Annotated in this window: 7 protein-coding genes; all 7 read left to right on the forward strand. The window is 52.0% G+C overall.

Features of this window, described 5'->3' with window-relative positions:
* Window positions 1-4: 4 nt before the first annotated feature.
* Window positions 5-1,381 carry an MFS transporter gene (locus tag EJL04_RS08405; protein WP_021854999.1) on the forward strand — a complete coding sequence of 459 codons (1,377 nt, stop codon included), beginning with the start codon at window positions 5-7 and terminating at the stop codon, window positions 1,379-1,381.
* Window positions 1,365-3,446 (forward strand): alpha-L-rhamnosidase-related protein, encoded by a 2,082-nt coding sequence (locus tag EJL04_RS08410; protein ID WP_125104643.1) that lies wholly within the window; start codon window positions 1,365-1,367, stop codon window positions 3,444-3,446. The genes EJL04_RS08405 and EJL04_RS08410 overlap by 17 nt, the downstream gene beginning before the upstream one ends.
* On the forward strand, window positions 3,443-6,085 hold the full coding sequence (locus EJL04_RS08415; RefSeq protein WP_125104644.1) for an alpha-d-galacturonidase: 2,643 nt from the start codon (window positions 3,443-3,445) through the stop codon (window positions 6,083-6,085). Before EJL04_RS08410 ends, EJL04_RS08415 begins: the two co-directional genes overlap by 4 nt.
* A gap of 18 nt (window positions 6,086-6,103) precedes the next feature.
* Window positions 6,104-10,147: a beta-d-glucuronidase/beta-L-arabinofuranosidase gene (locus EJL04_RS08420; RefSeq protein ID WP_125104645.1), complete on the forward strand. Its 4,044-nt coding sequence runs from the start codon at window positions 6,104-6,106 to the stop codon at window positions 10,145-10,147.
* Window positions 10,148-10,470: 323 nt separating this feature from the next.
* On the forward strand, window positions 10,471-13,569 hold the full coding sequence (locus tag EJL04_RS08425; RefSeq protein ID WP_125104646.1) for a glycoside hydrolase family 2 TIM barrel-domain containing protein: 3,099 nt from the start codon (window positions 10,471-10,473) through the stop codon (window positions 13,567-13,569).
* A 10-nt stretch (window positions 13,570-13,579) separates the two neighbouring features.
* A complete protein-coding gene (locus tag EJL04_RS08430) occupies window positions 13,580-16,390 on the forward strand; it encodes a glycoside hydrolase family 2 TIM barrel-domain containing protein (RefSeq protein ID WP_125104647.1) in 2,811 nt (936 codons plus the stop codon).
* A complete protein-coding gene (locus tag EJL04_RS08435) occupies window positions 16,390-19,536 on the forward strand; it encodes a glycosyl hydrolase (RefSeq protein WP_125104648.1) in 3,147 nt (1,048 codons plus the stop codon). The genes EJL04_RS08430 and EJL04_RS08435 overlap by 1 nt, the downstream gene beginning before the upstream one ends.
* The last annotated feature ends 11 nt before the right edge of the window (window positions 19,537-19,547 follow it).

Consider the following 19,547-nt stretch of genomic DNA (forward strand, 5'->3'; position numbering starts at 1 on the left):
TAATATGGGAAAAAGTAAAGGAAGCTTAAAAAGCACCATAGCCGTGTCGCTGACAAACTATCTCGACGCGGGAGCAATAGTGGCCGGAGCCAGCGGCCTGACGCTTTGGCAGAATTATCTCGACCTCAGCGAAGCTCATTTAGGATGGCTCAATGCCATAAGCGCCAACTGCCTCGGTGCAGCAATAGGAGCGATAATAGGAGGATTTCTCGCAGACAAATACGGACGCAAAGCCATCTACACATATAACATGCTTGTGTATATGCTCGGCGTGGCAATAATCATGCTGGCCGTCAACTTCCCCATTCTGCTTTTAGGCTTTCTCGTAACAGGTATATCTGTCGGCGTAGGCGTACCGGCATCATGGACTTATATTTCAGAAAGTTCTGAGACGGCAAACCGCGGACGCAACATCTGCATATCACAGATGGCATGGGGCATCGGCCCTCTTATCATTCTTATCATCGGAACATTGCTGGCACCGGCAACAGGAGGAGCAGGCGACACCGGAGGAGTGCTGTTTCCTTTTGTTGAATACGTGGCCAACCTCATAACAGGCGGCGAGGCACAGGGCGCGGCACTAAACGTGTTCAGTTCACGCATCGTGTTCGCATCTCTCTTCATCGTTGCTTTCATAGCATGGCAGCTGCAACGCCGTCTCGACGAAAGCGCAGAATGGAAAGCTGCAAAGGCTGCTGAAGCAAAGGACGACACAAAGAAACACGGAGTGTTCTCTTCATTTGGCGAACTCTTCTCAAACAAGGTTTGCGTGCGTTCTATGCTGTTCTTGGCAGGAATGTATCTCACATGGAACCTTGTATGTTCTGTCATGGGTTTCTTCCAGCCGCACATATATGAGACAGCAGGCGGTCTCAGCAATGAGATGGCAAACATGTTTGCTGCCGGACAGTGGGTGGTCATCATCATCATGACATTTGTCTGCTCGCTGATTATCGACCGTGTCAACCAGCGCATGCTCTTTGCCATAGGCGTAAGCATGGGTGTTTTGGCTTGGTTGATTATTGTAACTATAGGCATCACCAGCATGACAGGTCTCGTTGTGTTCACACTTTTGTGGGCAATCCAGGCCGGAATATCCGTACAGACATTCTATGCACTATGGGCATCAGAGCTGTTCCCTGCCAAATACAGGGCAGCGGCACAGGGCATCATGTTCTTCATCGTAAGAGGCGTATCAGCCGTATGGGGACTCTACTTTGTTCACATCTACGGCAAAAACGGCGAAGGCTTCACCATCGCAGGATATATAATGATGGCATTCTTCATAATATCCCTCATCATAGGCACAGTATGGGCACCTAAGACACAGGGCAAAACACTTGAACAAATAACAAAAGAAAGATATGGCGACAACATATAAAGCAACATGGATATGGTATCCGGGCGACTATGAGATATGGCTCGGCAACAAGATGAACAACCGCCGCACAGACCGCGGTGCGTATTTTCCGCCGTTCTGGAAACAGGACAGCCACTATGTAACCGTAGAATTCAGCAAGACCGTTGACCTTACAGAAGACGAAGAACTGAAGATCGAGGCCGAAGGCTCTTACAACATAAAGATTAACGGAAAGATGCTTTTCGGCATGCCCAAGAAAATTACTTTGGCTGCAGGAAAGCACCGCATAAACATCAAGGTGCACAACCAATGCACCCCGCCGGCACTTTATGTTGACGGAAAGACGGTGAAGACAGACGGCACATGGAACGTAACATTTGAGGACAAAGAGTGGATTGACGAGAGCGGCAAGGCCAGCGACACGTCGTCTACAGTATATATGCCGGCAGGATTCTATAACTTCGACAATATAGAACAACGCCCGTCACAGTTTAAACTTGAGCGCGAACGCCATGAAGCCGTGGCTGCCGACGGCAACGTATACGACTTCGGAAAAGAGACTTTCGGCTATGCCATACTGAAAGGCATAAAAGGCAACGGCACGATAAACATCTACTACGGCGAGAGCAAGGAAGAAGCCACGGACAAAGACCACTGTGAAACACTCGACAAACTTGAAGTATGCAATGGCATAGTAACTGATTTGGCTACAAACCAGACAGCAGAAATAGCTGACGAATACGTGCTCGGCAACAGCAAGGCATTCAGGTTTATCTGCGTTGAGACAGAAGGATGCTCTGTAAGCGGTGTAAGCATGGACTATGAGTTTATGCCCGAAGAAGAGAAAGGAACGTTCAGATGCAACGATGAAGAACTTAACAGAATATGGGAAATCGGCGCATACACAATGCAGCTCACCACACGCGAGTTTTTCATTGACGGCATAAAGCGCGACAGATGGGTGTGGAGCGGCGATGCAACACAGAGCTATCTGATGAACTACTATCTGTTCAATGACAACGACATGGTGAAACGCACCACATGGCTGCTTGCAGGCAAGGCTCCGATAACAAGCCACATAAACACCATAATGGACTATACCTTCTTCTGGTTTAACTCTGTATACGATTATTATCTGTACAGTGGCGACCGCCATTTCCTCACGCAGATATATCCTACGATGAAGACCTACATGGACTACGTGCTCGGCAGAACAGACGAAGACGGCATGGTTGAGGGTATGGACGGCGACTGGGTGTTCGTCGACTGGGCAGACAAACCCATGGACAAGCACGGACAGCTCGCCTTTGAGCAGATTCTTTTCAGAAAGTCTCTTGAGGCTATTGCTGCCGTGGCCAAACTTACCGGCAACGACGAGGAAGGAAACGTATATCAGGAAAAAGCCGACGAACTTGGCAACAAACTGATGCAGTTCTTCTGGAACGACGATAAACAGGCACTCGTACACAACCGTCTTAACGGAAAGCAGAGCGAAGACGTGTTCCGCTACCCCAACATGTTCGCCATAATATTCGGCTATCTTGACGAGGAAAGACAGCAGACCGTGAAGAATTCTGTAATCCTCAACGAGGACGTTCTCAGAATAACAACACCCTACATGCGCTTCTACGAACTTGAAGCCCTGTGCATGCTGAACGAGCAGGACAAGGTTATGAAAGAGATAAAAGACTATTGGGGAGGCATGCTCAAGGAAGGTGCAACATCATTCTGGGAGAAATACAACCCTGACGAACACGGAACCGAGAAACTGGCGATGTATGGCCGCCCATACGGCAAGAGTCTCTGCCACGCATGGGGCGCAAGCCCGATATATCTGCTCGGCAAATATTATCTCGGCGTGAAGCCCACAAAGCCCGGCTTTGAGGAATATACCATAGAACCGGCTCTCGGCGGACTCGAATGGATGGAAGGCACCGTGCCGGCTCCGTTCGGCTCCATCTACGTGAAAATGGACGGCAATTCGGTTACCGTAAAGAGTGACGGTGGCCATGGAACGCTTATATTGGAAAACGGAAAAAGAAACATAGAAATACCATCAGGAAAAGAAATTACAATTAAATTATGAGAAACATTCGAAGCATAATTGCATCAGGACTGGTGATAGCATTATCGAGTTGTGGAACCTCTGTAACGAAAGTAGAACATAACCCGGCAGTGCCGCAGACAGAGTATGCGGCATCTCTGATCAACAGTTATGTGCCTTCAATGCAAAAGGGATACAAGATTAAAATCGGTGTGGCCGAAAATCCGGTCGACCTGCCGCAGGAAGGATTCACAATAAAGAGAAAAGGCAAGACGATAAACATCATCGGCAACGACGCGTCGGGTGCCATATATGGCGCTAACCGACTGCTCGAGTATTATAAGCTCAACGGCAACCTGGAAATACCCACAATCATCGTTGACGCACCCGAAATGAAAATACGCGGAGCATGCGTGGGCCTTCAGAAGACAGTCTACCTGCCAGGGCACAAAGTTTACGAATATCCTTACACACCCGAGAACTTCCCTTGGTTCTACGACAAGGAGCTGTGGATAAAATATCTCGACATGCTCGCAGCAGACAACATGAACGCCGTGTTCCTGTGGAACGGCCATCCGTTTGCTTCACTTGTAAAACTTGAAGACTATCCTTTTGCCGCCGAAGTTGACGATGCCACAATGGCTAAGAACCAGGAGATGTTCTCCTTCCTTACGACAGAGGCTGCAAAGCGCGGTATACGTGTAATACAGATGTTCTACAACATCATTCTGTCGAAACCCTTTGCCGACCATTACGGCATCGCCACACAGGACCGCAACCGCCCCATCACTCCGCTTATCAGCGACTACACACGCAAGAGCATTTCGGCATTTATCCAGAAATACCCAAATGTAGGCTTCCTTGTATGCCTCGGCGAAGCTATGGCTACGATAGAAGACGACGTTGAATGGATGAAAAATACCATCATACCGGGCATTAAGGACGGTCTGAAAGCGTCTGGCAGAACAGATGAGCCGCCTATCATCCTGCGTTCGCACGATACAGACGGTCCACGCGTGTTGCGTGAGTCGCTTCCGCTCTACAAGAACATTTACACAATGACAAAATATACGGGCGAATCGCTCACCACATATGAGCCGGGAGGCCCATGGGGAGAGACTCAGAGACAGCTCAGCAGCGTGGCTCCGATACACATAAGCAACGTGCATATTCTTGCCAACCTCGAGCCGTGGAGATGGAGCTCGCCTGCCTTTGTCGACAAGGCGGTGAAAGCCATGCACAGAGTTCATGGCGCAAACGGTCTGCACCTTTATCCTCAAGCTAACTACTGGGACTGGCCTTACACAGCCGACAAGCTCCCCAACGGTGAGCGTCAGCTGCAGATAGACCGCGACTGGATGTGGTATTCGGCATGGGGACGCTACGCATGGAAGAGCCAGAGAGACAATGACAACGTGTATTGGCAGAAGGTTCTGGCTGACTATTACGGCACAGACACGCTCACTGCAAGACATATTCTCAAGGCTTATGACGAAAGCGGCGAGATTGCACCTAAACTTATACGCCGATTCGGCATCACAGAGGGCAACCGTCAGTGTCTGTTGCTCGGCATGAAAGCCAGCCAGCTCGTAAATCCTTATAAGTATACGGTTTATGAGGAGTTCTACCAGAGCTGTGGCCCTGCCGGCGAAAAGCTCATTGAATATGTTGAGAAAGAATGGAAGCACGAAAAGCACGTGGGCGAACTTCCGCTTGACATAGTAGACCAGTGTGTTGAACACGGCGACAAAGCTGTGGCAGCAATAAGCAATCTCAGCGACAAGATTACAAAGAACAAGGACGAGTTTGAGCGTCTTGTGAACGACATGGAGTGCTACAAAGAGTTTGCATATTCGTTTAAATACAAGGTTCTCGGCGCACAACAGGTGCTCAACTACAAGTGGAGCAAAGATGTAGAATACCTGAAAAAGGCCGTTCCGCTGCTCGAGAGGAGCAACGAATACTACAAGAAACTGGCCGAGAGAACAAAGGACACATATCTCTATGCCAACAGTATGCAGACCTCACAGCGCCGTATACCTGTAGGCGGTGACGGAGGCAAGTTCAAGACATGGGAAGAGATGATTCCTGTTTATGAGGACGAGCTTAACAGCCTGAAGAGCAACATCGTGAAGCTTACTTCTCCAGATGATGCTAACAGCAAGGATGAGAAGTATCCCAAGGCCGTAAACGCTGACGTAAAACTGATAAGCAACTACAAGACCGTTACGCTGACCAAGGGCGCCAAGCTGTTTGAAAACCGCGACGAGGCTATCGATTCGCTTGCTCCTGAGCTTGAAGGACTCAAGGCTCTTGTGCTCAACCGCGACACAACGCGCATCGTGGGAGGCAAGGTTGAGTTTGAGACCAGCAAACCCGTCAAGATGCTTGTAGGCTTCTTCATCGACGACCAGAACAAGTTTGCCAGTCCTCCAAAACTCGAGACCGACGCTACCGGCAACGAGTTCGGACAGGCTGAGGCGCTGATAACCAACGCCATAAGCATGTCTAACATGCCTATAGTAAACATTCATGCATATCATCTTAACCCCGGACGCCACGTGATAAACCTGCCCAAGGGCATTATAATGGTTGCCGGATTTACAGCCACAGACCTCAAGATAAGAGATGCCAAACTCAACGGCGGCAGCAACGAGGTGGACTGGCTATTCATGAAATAACACTGCTGAAGAATAATAATGGTAAAGAACATCCTGTTAGTTTTGATGCTGCTGATATGCACCGACGCAAACGCACAGAGCCGCAGCAGACGACGCACAAAGGCAAAGCCCGTTGTGCAGACTGTCGTGAGCCAGAAAGAGATGCAGAAGGTGTACGAGGCCGCACGAACTCCGTATAAATATGGTCTGGTCGTTGCTCCCGAAAGCAACGACCGGAAAATAGACTGCCCCACCGTGTTCAGGGAAGGCAACAGCTGGTATATGACCTATGTGTGCTACAACGGCTCTAACGGCACGAACGGAAGGGGCTATGAGACGTGGCTTGCCAAGAGCGACGACCTGCTCCACTGGACCACTCTCGGACGCATACTGGCATTCGGCAGCGAGGGCTGGGACATGAACCAGCGCGGCGGTTTTCCGGCACTTATCGACTATGAATGGGGCGGCAGCTACAACATTGAGAAATTCAAGGACCGCTATTGGATGACTTACATCGGCGGACAGGGCACCGGCTACGAAGCCGTGAACGCTCCGCTGAGCATCGGTCTGGCCTCAACCAAGGAGGACATCACCAAGGCGCACCTGTGGGAAACCTACAAGAAGCCCATACTGTCGTATGACGACAAGAATGCCCAATGGTGGGAGCAGCTGACTCAATACAAGAGTACGGTGTACAGAGTAGACAAAAAGAAATTTGGCTACCAGTTCATGATGTTCTACAATGCCGGCGGAAAAGACGCCACTCATCCAAAAGGCGAACGCATAGGCATTGCCTTCTCGAACGACATGAGGAAGTGGCACAGATACAAGGACAACCCCATATTCGCACACGACAGCGACGGAACAATAACCGGCGACGCGCAGATAGTGAAGATGGGCAACCTGTATGTAATGTTCTACTTCTCGGCCTTCAATCCTACACGCGAATATAACGCGTTCAACACCTTCGCCGCCAGCTACGACATGATTCACTGGACCGACTGGAAGGGCGAAGACCTCATTGTGCCGTCGAAGTCTTACGACGAAATGTTCGCTCACAAGAGCTCCGTGATCTACCATAACGGCGTGGTATATCACTTCTATTGTGCCGTAAACAACTCTGAACAGCGAGGCATCGCCCTGGCAACAAGCAAGCCCATGGGACAGAGCGAAGTCAGCTTCCCCAAGCCCAACGCAACGGGCAAGCGCTTTATAACGTCGCTCAACGACAACTGGGAAGTGAGCTACGGCCGCAACAAGTTCAGAACCGACATACCCTACAATCTTGACGACTATTACGGCGCGCTGCAGAAAGAGCACGGCAACCTGCACGGCAGAGCCGACTTCAAGAAGTTTTTCCTTGCGCCCAACATGGAGGGCAAAGAATACTTCCTGCGCTTTGAGGGCGTAGGAACATACGCCGAAGTGACGCTCAACGGCAAGAAAATAGGAACCTACGACATTGGCCGCACGACCAAAACCATTGATATAACAAAATATGTACGCAAGGGCGACGAAAACCAGCTTGAAGTAAGGGTGAACCATCCGAAGGGCATAACCGACATGCCGTGGGTGTGCGGCGGATGCAGCTCTGAATGGGGCTTCAGCGAAGGTTCACAGCCGTTCGGCATTTACCGCCCCGTGGTACTTGAGATAACAGACAAAGTGAGGATAGAACCCTTCGGCGTGCACGTATGGAACAATGCCACGGCCGACAGCATATTCGTAGACACCGAAGTGCGCAACTACGGCACTGACACCGCTTCTGTAAGCCTGACTAGCAAGATATGCGAGCAGAACGGCAAGCAGGTGATACGCCTCACAGAGAACATAACGCTGAAACCGGGCGAGACCAAGACCATAAGACAGTCGGCTCAGATAAGCAATCCTAATCTTTGGAGCATAGAGAAGCCTTATCTCTACAAGCTCAGCAGCATTATAAAGCGCAACAACAAGGCCACCGACGACCTCGTAACTCCGTTTGGAGTAAGGACGGCAAGCTGGCCGCTGACACGCAACGACGGCGATCAGCGCTTCTATCTGAACGGCAAGCCCGTGTTTATCAACGGCGTATGCGAATACGAACACATGTTCGGACAGAGCCACGCTTTCTCCGACAGGCAGATAGACGCACGCATAAAGGAGGTTAAGAGCGCCGGATTCAACGCCTTCAGAGACGCCCACCAGCCCCACAACCTCAGATATCAGGAGCTTATCGACAAGGAGGGACTGCTGTGGTGGCCGCAGTTCTCAGCCCATATATGGTATGACACGCCACAGTTCAGGGAGAGCTTCAAGCGCCATCTTATCCAATGGGTGAAGGAGCGCCGCAACTCGCCGTCGATAATACTGTGGGGACTGCAGAACGAAAGCACCCTGCCGGCCGACTTTGCCAAGGAATGTTCTGACATAATACGCAAGCTCGACCCGACATGCGGCACCATGCGCCTGATAACGACATGCAACGGAGGCGAAGGTACAGACTGGAACGTGGTGCAGAACTGGAGCGGAACCTACGGAGGAAAGATTGAAAACTACGGCAACGAGCTGAAACAGCCCGACCAGCTGCTAAACGGCGAATATGGCGCATGGCGCACCGTGGGCAACCATACGGGCGAAAGATACACAGAGGAGAAATTCTGCGACATACTGGAGCGCAAGGCACAGCTGGCCGAGAGCGTAAAAGACAGCGTATGCGGACAGTTCCTCTGGGTGCTGCAGAGCCACGACAACCCCGGCCGCCGTCAGCCCGACGAGGGTCTGCGACGCATCGACAAGGTTGGTCCGTTTAACCACAAAGGACTCTTCACCACATGGGAGCAGCCTACAGACGCCTTCTATATGTATAAGTCGCGCTATGTCAATGCCGACGACGAACAGACAGTATATATCGTGCCTAACATCTCTGAAGACAGCGTGCGCGTCTACAGCAACTGCGACTCTGTAAGACTGAGCTGCGGCAAGTGGGCCGAAACTAAGGTGAAGGCCGACACGACGTCGCTCTTCAGATGGACAGGCATAAGCCTCGACGGCGACATCATCAAGGCTACGGCATATCACAACGGCAAGGCCGTGGCAGAAGACTCGATAGCCCTGCCGTCATACAAGGGCTGGGACGAAAGCATGCTGAAGCCCCTGAAAGGCTATAACTATCTTTACAACATCAACTGCGGCGGCGACTCTTACACCGACAAGTTTGGCACGGTGTGGATGCAGGACAACACAAAATGGTCTAAATCATGGGGCAGCAAGTTCCCCAAGGAGGCCAGTCCGTATCAGGCCAGCCAGACATGCAACAACGGCCTTGCCGTGTCGCCTCTGTTCCGCACATCGCGCTTCGGCCGCCACGAGCTGTCATACAGCTTCCCCGCCAAGCCGGGCAACTACCGCATAGAGCTCTATTTCATTGAGCCGTGGTATGGAGCAGGCGCAAGCGAGACAACCGACTGCGAAGGTCTGCGCCTGTTTGACGTGGGCATCAACGACAGCACGTATATCAGAAACCTCGACCTCTGGGCACAGGCAAGGTATGCCAAGCCATACAAGCGCGTGGTGAACATACACAACTCTGACTACCGCATAAACATCAACTTCCCCAAGGTGAACGCCGGACAGGCCATAATATCGGCCATAGCCATAGCCACAACAGACTCTACTGCGGCTGCCGACTATCCCGAGGAGAACGAGCCGGAGATGTGGAAAAACTTTGACAGCGACATACTCACCAACACGCCCGACAGCCTGCTGCCGCCGCGCAGCAACAGCTCGATAAGCGTGGAGGGAATGATAAACAACGGAGTGATGACATGGAACTACAACGTAGGTGTGGCAAAGGTTTATGCCCTGCGCTTCCGCTACTACAACCCCGAGGCCGAGCGCACGCTGCACGTGAAGATAACCGACCTCAACGGCGTGGTGTATAAGGAAGACGACATAACGTTCGTAAAGACGCCTGAAAAGAAAACCAAGAGGCGCAACACCAGCATCACCACCGGCTCGCAGACCAATGCCGGCAGCTACATAGTGACACTGAGCGGCGAAGGCATTGAGAAAATGTTGTTTGACAAACTGACTATCGAATAAAGACCGGCTCTGCCGGCTGCCAACTCAAGCCGCCACGGCATACGGCCCTACTGCTGTTGAAGGGCTGTGTTGCCGTTGCGGCAGCAACGTTTTTAATCGGATGCACAACTCGCTGATTTTCAACACGTTGCAAAAGGCCGTCTTTTAGACTGCAAAAGATGCCCTTTTAGACGGTAAAAGCATACCTTTTAGGATGCAAAAGGACGCCTTTTACAAAACGGCTGACATGTATCGCAAAACTTAAAAGGAAAGATACATGACAAGGACGCATGACAACGATGCACCGAAACTCGGAAAAATAACATAAAAGAAGATACAGACAAATGAGAAACATCCTGATGACAGCCACACTTGCCTTATGCTCGTGCATGGCAATGGCACAAGGCCACGACTGGGAAAACCAGTATGTGCTCTCTATAAACCGCGAACCGGCAAGGGCGGCGTTTACGCCATATCTTACTGCTCCGGGCGACATGACCATGACGCTCGACGGACAGTGGAAGTTCAACTGGACCAAGACGCCCGACATGCAGCCGGAGATTTTTTATCAGACCGACTTCAACGACAGTGGCTGGACCACGTTTCCCGTGCCGGGCGACTGGGAGATGAACGGCTACGGCACGCCGATTTATTGCAGTTCAGGCTACGTGTTCAAGATTAATCCGCCCTACGTTATGGGCGAACCCAAGCAGAAATACACTTCGTTCATAGAGCGCAACCCCACAGGCTGCTACCGCCGCACGTTCACCATTCCGGCATCATGGAGCGGCAAGGAAGTGTATGTCCACTTCGGCTCCGTGTCGAGCGCATTCTACATTTATGTCAACGGCAAGCAGGTGGGCTACTCGCAGGGCAGCATGGAGCCGGCAGAGTTCAGGCTCACGCCCTACCTCAACAGCGGCACTAACCTCATAGCGCTGAAAGTTCTGAAATATTCAGACGGCAGCTATCTCGAGGATCAGGACATGTGGCGCATTGGAGGCATACACCGCAGCGTGTATCTATATGCCACGCCGCAGATACGCATACGCGACTTTGGCGTGCGCACCATTCTCGACGACACATACACCGACGCCACACTCGTGGTTCATCCCGAACTTGAAGTCGTTGGCAGCCAGCGCGGCGAGGGCTATCACATCGAGGCGCAGCTGTATGACGCCGAGGGCAAGGCAGTGCTCGACAGCACTCTGAAAGAGGATGCCGCCACGATGCTCAACCTCGACAACAAGGCAAAGATAATGAACGCGCGCAACCCGCAGCGCGGATATGCCGCCTACGGATGGCTCAAGGCAGAGGTGAAGAATCCGCATAAGTGGTCGGCAGAGACGCCTTATCTGTACACGCTCAAGCTGGCTTTGGTAGACAAGGCAGGCAACACCATAGAGCGTGCAGAAACAAAGGTGGGCTTCCGCAAACTCGAAATTAAGGACGGCCGCTTCCTCGTCAACGGCAAGCAGGTGCGCCTGCGCGGCGTAAACCGCCACGAGATGGACCCCATAACGGGCAAGGTGATGACAGAGGAGCGCATGCTGCAGGATATAATGCTGCTGAAGCAGTGCAACATTAATGCCGTGCGCACATGCCATTATCCCAACGACACGCGCTGGTATGAGCTGTGCGACAAATACGGAATATACGTCATGGACGAAGCCGACATAGAGGAACACGGACTGCGCGGCAAGTTGGCAAGCGAGCCTTCGTGGGCAGCGGCCTTCATTGACCGCACACAGCGCCTCGTAATCCGCGACCGCAACTACCCCTGCGTGGTGTTCTGGTCGCTCGGCAACGAGTCGGGCTGGGGCCCCAACTTCGCAGCTACAGGTGCATGGATAAAGGAATACGACCCCACACGCTTCATTCATTACGAAGGAGCGCAGGGCCCCGACAGCAACGACCCGGCAACGGTAGACGTGATAAGCCGCTTCTATCCGCGTGTGCAGGAGGAATATCTTAACCCCGGAGTGAAGGACAACAACATGGAGCGCCCTGAGAACGCACGCTGGGAACGCCTGCTGAGCATTGCAGAAAAGAAAGGCGACAACCGCCCCGTAGTGACGAGCGAATACGCCCACGCTATGGGTAACGCCCTCGGAAACTTCAAGGAATACTGGGACGAGATATACAGCAATCCGCGCATGCTCGGCGGTTTTATATGGGAATGGGCCGATGAAGGCATATTCAAGAAGCGCGATGACGGCAAGACTATGGTGGCATACGGCGGCGACTTCGGCGACGCGCCCAACCTCGGCGCATTCTGCGTGAAGGGCATCGTGTCGTCCGACAGACAGACAACGCCTAAATATTATGAGGTAAAGCAGGTTTATGCGCCTCTTAAACTGACGCTCGACGGCAACCGCATTAACGTTATAAAGCGCGACGAACACGTTGATATAAACAATTACCGCTTTACATGGAACATCACAGAGAACGGCAAAATAAAGAAGAAAGGCGAGCTGAAAGACTTCACGTTGCCTCAACTTAAATATTCTGACGATGCCGACGTGCGCCTCAACATAAGCGTAACGCTGAAGAACGATGCAAGCTGGGCAAAGGCAGGACATGAGATCATGCACAGCCAGTTTGTGCTCAACGACAAGCTCGCGACAGCCTTCAAGGCCGCAGAACTCAAGAAAAACAAGGATGCCGACATAGAGGCTGCAAAGCAGTGGATAGAGAACGTAAAGCCAAGATTCTTCCGTGCGCCGACCGACAACGACAAAGGCTTCGGCAACTGGATAGCAAAAGACTGGAAAAGAAACCGTCTCGACTCAGCCGAAATAGTTGAGAACGAGCCGGTGAAGGCAACGAGAAACACAGACGGAACTGTGAGCGTCAAGGTTTCTTACACTTGCAAATACGTCAAAGGTTCTATACGTACCGACTACAGCTATACCGTAGACGCAAACGGTTCGGTAGACTTTAAGGCAACATACACACCGAGCGGAGAACTGCCGCCGCTGCCGTGCGTGGGCAATACCTTTGTTATGCCGGCGTCATACACTAACATCAGCTGGTATGGCATGGGCATGCAGGACACTTACCCCGACCGTCTTGAGGCAGCATGCATCGGCCGCTGGAACTCAACTGTCGACAAGCAGTATGTCCACTATCCGCGTCCGCAGGACAGCGGCAACCACGAACAGGTGGCAGAACTTACGCTGACAGACAGCAAGGGCAACGGATGGAAGGTTACGACAGAGAGCGGCAAGCCATTCTCTTTCTCTGCCCTGCCCTACTCTGACATGCAGCTCTACAACACGGCGCACGACTGCGACCTGAAGGTTGAAGACCATGTTTACCTCAACATCAACGCCGCCGTGATGGGACTTGGCAACAGCAGTTGCGGTCCCGGCGTGCTCACGAAGTATGCCATCAAGCAGCAGCCCTACTCGCTGCACCTCCGTTTCACCAAGATTAAATAAAAATACAGATATGAAAAAGATTTTAATTTCAGCACTCTCGCTCTTTGCGGCCATGACATCAATGGCCCAAAGCAGCGTCTACACGCAACGCCAGTATCTGAGCGGACGCGGAAGCGACGACATGGTGCAGTGGGACTTCTTCTGCACCGGTGGAAACAACTCGGGCAAGTGGACCAAGATTGGTGTCCCCTCTTGCTGGGAACTTCAAGGCTTCGGCAACTATCAGTATGGCATGAAGTTCTATGGAAAGGCTTTTCCCGACGGCATTGCCGATGAGAAAGGCATGTATAAGTATGAGTTCACCTTGCCTGAAGAGTGGGCAAACCATCACATCGAGCTCGTGTTCGAAGCCTCGATGACCGACACTGAGGTGAAGATAAACAAGCGTAAGGCCGGCTCTATGCACCAGGGAGCATTCTATCGCATCACCTACGACGTGAGCGACCGCGTGTTCTTCGGCAAAAAGAAAAACCTGCTTGAAGTTACCGTGAGCAAGGAGAGCACCAACGCCGGCGTGAATCTTGCCGAGCGCCGCGCCGACTACTGGAACTTCGGCGGCATCTTCCGCCCTGTGTTCATCGTCTGCAAGCCTGCCATCAACATCGAGCGCACAGCCATTGACGCCAAGGCCGACGGCACATTCAACGCTTATGTGCTGCTTAACCACACGCTCGAAGGCGCAAAGGTGAAGACCACTATCAGCGACATGAGCGGCAAGAAGGTGGCAGAAAACACCACAGACGTAAGGACAGGCGGCAACGAAGCCAACGTTTCGTTCAGCGTGAAGAGTCCTAAACTATGGACGGCAGAAACGCCTAACCGCTATAAAGTGAGCTTCGCACTCATCGACAAGAACGGAAAGACGCTGCACATTGAGCAGGACAAATTCGGCTTCCGCACAATAGAGACGAGAGCAGGCGACGGACTTTACATCAACGGAAAGAAGGTGAACATACGCGGCGTGAACCGTCACAGCTTCTGGCCGGAGACAGGACGCACGCTAACTCCGCAGAGAAACATCGACGACGTGAAACTGATGAAGGCCATGAACATGAACGCCGTGCGCCTTTCTCACTATCCTGCCGACCCTGAGTTTTATGATGCCTGCGACAGCCTCGGCCTCTACGTGATGGACGAACTAAGCGGATGGCATGGCCATCACGAAACTATCAACGGACAGAAACTTATCCGTGAGATGGTTATACGCGACGTTAATCATCCTTCTATAATATGGTGGAGCAACGGTAACGAGAAGGGATGGAACACCGAACTTGACGGCGAGTTCCACAAATGGGACATTCAGAAGCGTCCGGTGCTGCATCCGCAGGGCAACTTCAGCGGCTATGAGACAATGCACTACCGCTCTTACGGTGAGAGCGAGGAGTATATGCGCAAGCCTGAAATATTCATGCCTACAGAGTTTCTGCATGCTCTTTATGACGGCGGAGCAGGTGCCGGACTGTATGACTACTGGGAGCTGATGCGCTCATGGCCGAGATGTGCCGGAGGATTTATCTGGGCACTGGTTGACGAGGGCGTTGTAAGAACCGACATGAACGGCATGATTGACAACGTGGGCAACTACGGAGCAGACGGCATCGTTGGCCCTCACCGCGAGAAGGAAGGCAGCTACTACACCGTGAAACAGATATGGAGCCCTGTTCAAGTGTCAATGCCTGACAACTTCAACGGCACTCTCAACGTTGAGAACAGATATAACTTCCTGTCGCTCAAGGGCTGTAAGTTTGACTATTCTTACGTAAAATACGACGGAGCAGAAACCAAGACAGTAAAACAGGGCACTGTAAACGGTGCCGACATAGCTGCCGACAGCAAGGGAGAAATAAAGATTCCTGCTGCCCCCGACAATGCTGACGCACTCAGCATAAAGGCGACAGACCAGTATGGTGAGGAGCTTTACACATGGGTGTTCAAGCTGAAAGACGCCGACAAACTGCAGGTTAAGGCTGCAAAGGCCGGCAAACCTGTTATGAACGGCAACACTGTGAAGGCAGGAAACGTTACCTATACATTCTCAGAGACAGACGGAACACTGAGCAGCGTAACCACCAGCAAGGGCGAATATAAGTTCAACGGCGGCCCGAAATTCTTTGCTTATCGCCGCGCCGACCGCTCATTCGACCAGTTCTATAACCACGACGACCCTGAAGCTGAGAAGAAGAAGACCACATACACTGCCTATGAAGACCAGGGAACATTTGCCGGACTGAGCTGCAAAGACGGACAGAACGACACTCTGATAATAACTGCCGACTACAAGCTCGGCTCACTTCAGAAGGCAGAATGGCGCATCGCACCCGACGGCGGGGCACGTCTTGTTTATACATACAACTTCAACGGCGTTGTCGATCTCATGGGCGTAATGTTCAATCTGCCTGAGTCTGACGTACTGAGCAAGCAATGGCTCGGCCACGGTCCTTACCGTGTATGGAAGAACAGGCTGCATGGTCCGCAGCTTGGAGTATGGAGCAACGAATACAACGACCCCGTTCCGGGCGAAAGCTTCACTTATCCTGAGTTCAAGGGTTACTTTGCCGGCATACAGTGGATGAAGCTAAAGACCAAGAACGGCACAATAACCCTGCAGCCTGGCACCGACAAGGAATATGTAGGAGTTTATCAGCCGCGCGACGGACGCGACCAACTGCTCTACACACTGCCCGAAACAGGCATAAGCATGATGCAGGTGATACCGGCTGTAAGAAACAAGGTGAACACCACAGACCTCAACGGTCCTTCGGCACAGCCTGTATGGGCACGCGGAAGCTATACCGGAGAAGTAACCTTACACTTTGAATAATGATGAAAAAACTCTTTTCGATAATACTTGCGTTCGCCACTTGCGCAAACGCATTCTCACATAAAGCCATTCAGGAGTCCGCTCCTGAATGGTATAAACGTTTCATGGCCCCTGCCCCCGAGACTTATCCCTGGACTTTCTGGTACTGGATGTACGGATGCGTTACCGACGAGGGCATCAAGTTAGACCTTGAAGCTATGCACGACGCCGGAATAGCCGGCTTCTATCTGATGCCTATAAAGGACACCACGGACGGCAAGGGCTACAACGGCACAGCACGCCAGCTCTCGCCCGAATGGTGGAAGCGCATGGACACTGTATTCCGCACGGCAGACAGTCTGAAACTGCAGATGGGTATACACTTTTCAGACGGTTTCGCACTAGGCGGCGGCCCTTGGATCACTCCGGCAGAGTCGATGCAGCGCATTGTATGGTCAGACACAATTGTGTCTGGCGGCAAGCAGAGCCTCACTTTATCGCAGCCTAAGGCATACAAAGACTATTATGAAGATATTGCCGTATACGCATATCCGGCCGAATATGCCGACGACCGCAAGCCAAAGGCTTCAGTAACATTCCCGTTCCGCTCGTCAGAGCCGTGTGACATCATCATGTCTTACGACAAGCCCTACACCCTGCGCAGCGTTGAAATAGTTACGGGAGGCAACAACTATCAGGCTCACCGCTTTAAGGTGTATGCCTCTGACAACGGAAAAGACTATAAGTTCGTAAGAGAAATAAGTCCGGCAAGACAGGGATGGCAGAACACCGACGCTTATGCCACTTATGCAATACCTGCCACAACGGCACGTTTCTTCAAGTTCCACTGGACTCCCGAAGGCAGCGACCCTGGTTCGGAAGACATGGATGCGGCAAAATGGAAGCCCAACCTTAAGATTGCAGGCATCGTTCTTGGCTCAGAACCCGTAGTTGACGGATATGAAGGCAAGTCGGGAAAGGTGTGGCGCGTGTCAAAGAAGTTCCCCATTGCCGACAACGAGTGCGTGTCTTTAAGCGAAATGATAAACCTTTCGGACAAGTTTATCTCATCTAATCAAACAGGCAAAGATGTAACCGTAAACCTTCCGAAAGGCAAATGGCACATACTCAGAATAGGCCATACATCGACAGGACACACCAATGCCACCGGCGGCGGAGGACGCGGACTGGAGTGCGACAAGTTCTCGCGCGAAGCCATAAACAAGCAGTTTGACAACTGGTTTGGTGCCATATACAACCATGCTCCCAAAGATGTCGTAAAGCGTGTGCTGACACGTCTGCACGTTGACAGTTGGGAGTGCGGCAGCCAAAACTGGAGCAGCAACTTCGCTGATGAATTTAAGCGCCGCCGCGGCTACGACCTCATGCCGTGGCTTCCGCTCTATGCCGGAGTGCCGATGGAATCTTCTGACAAGTCGGACGCTGTACTGCGCGACATACGCCTTACCATTGCCGAACTTATCAACGACGTGTTCTTTGACGAAGTGGAGAAGCTCGGAAAAAAATACGGATGCACCCTTTCAGCCGAATGTGTTTCGCCTACAATGGTGAGCGACGGCCTGCTGCACTATCAACACACCGACTATCCGATGGGCGAGTTCTGGCTCAACAGTCCTACTCACGACAAGCCCAACGACATGCTCGACGCCGTAAGCGGAGCGCATATATATGGAAAGAATATCATACAGGCCGAAGGTTTCACAGAAGTAAGGGGCACATGGGACGAGGATTTCGCCCTGCTGAAACCGCTGCTCGACCGCAACTACTGTCTCGGAATAAACAGCATTGTGTTCCATGTGAACACTCACAACCCATGGACCGACCGCGCACCGGGCATGACGCTCGACGGCATAGGCACATTCTTTCAGCGCGACAACACATGGTGGCGCGAGATGCCTGCCTTCACCGACTACATAAAGCGCTGTCAGGCGCTGCTGCAATATGGCAGCAATGTGGCCGACCTCGCAGTATACACAGGCAACGAGACGCCGAGAAGAGCGTTGCTGCCCGAACGTCTTGTAAGTTCGCTGCCCGGACTTTTCAGCGAAAAGGACATTCAGCGCGAAAAAGCCAGACTGGCAAACGTTGGTCAGCCGCTCGAAGTAAGTCCTGTAGGAGTTACACACACAGCCAACATGACCAAGGCTGACGCATGGACCAATCCGCTGAGAGGCTACCGCTACGACTCGTTCAACCACGACGTGCTGACAAAAGCCCGCGTTGAGAACGGCATGATTGTAACAGAAGGCGGCACAAAATACGGCGCACTCGTTATTCCGCAGGCACGTCCGATGAACCCCGACCGCATCGTTACATGCTGGAACGTGATAGACTCGCTCGAGGCTAAAGGCGCACGCGTGATACGCAAGCCATGGACACAGAGCGACCTTTCGTCAATAGGCATAAAGCGCGACATCACGCTGCCTGAAGGTATCGACTATGTTCATCGCCATGCCGACGATGCCGACATCTACTTCATGAGCAACCAGACCGACAAAACCATCAGTTTTGTACCTGAGTTCAGAGCCGTAAGGGCCAACAAATATATTGCCGACCCGATGACAGGCAAAGTGTATAATGCGCAAAACGAGCTTACGCTGACTGCCGGAGCATCGCTCTTTGTTGTGCTGACCGACCAGAAAATTGATGCCGAAGACATGCCTGACATGAGCAAATATGACACGGCAATCAGCCTTGACGGCAACAAATGGACCGTGAAGTTTGAGAAAACCGGCAAACAGGCAACAACGAAAAAGCTCTTCGACTGGAGCAAGGCCGACGACCAAAGCATAAAATTCTACTCGGGACACGCCACATACGAAACAACATTCAAGTATAAGGGCAAGCCTGAGGGCCGCGTATTCATCGACCTTGGCGAAGTAGCCGACATTGCCACAGTGTATGTAAACGGCAAGATGTGCGGAACGGCATGGATGCCGCCGTACAACGTTGACATAACACAGGCAGTGAAAAAGGGCAAAAACGAGCTGAAAATAGTTGTAGTGAACACATGGGCAAACGCCCTGCAGGGCAACGACCAGGGCACTCCACCGTTTGAAGGCATATGGACTAACGGCAAATACCGCCGCGCAAGCAAGGAACTGCTGCCGGCAGGACTGCTGGGACCGGTGGTAATTAAAAATTAAGAATTAAAAAG

It is taken from the genome of Prevotella marseillensis (assembly GCF_900625065.1).
GTDB lineage: Bacteria > Bacteroidota > Bacteroidia > Bacteroidales > Bacteroidaceae > Prevotella > Prevotella rara.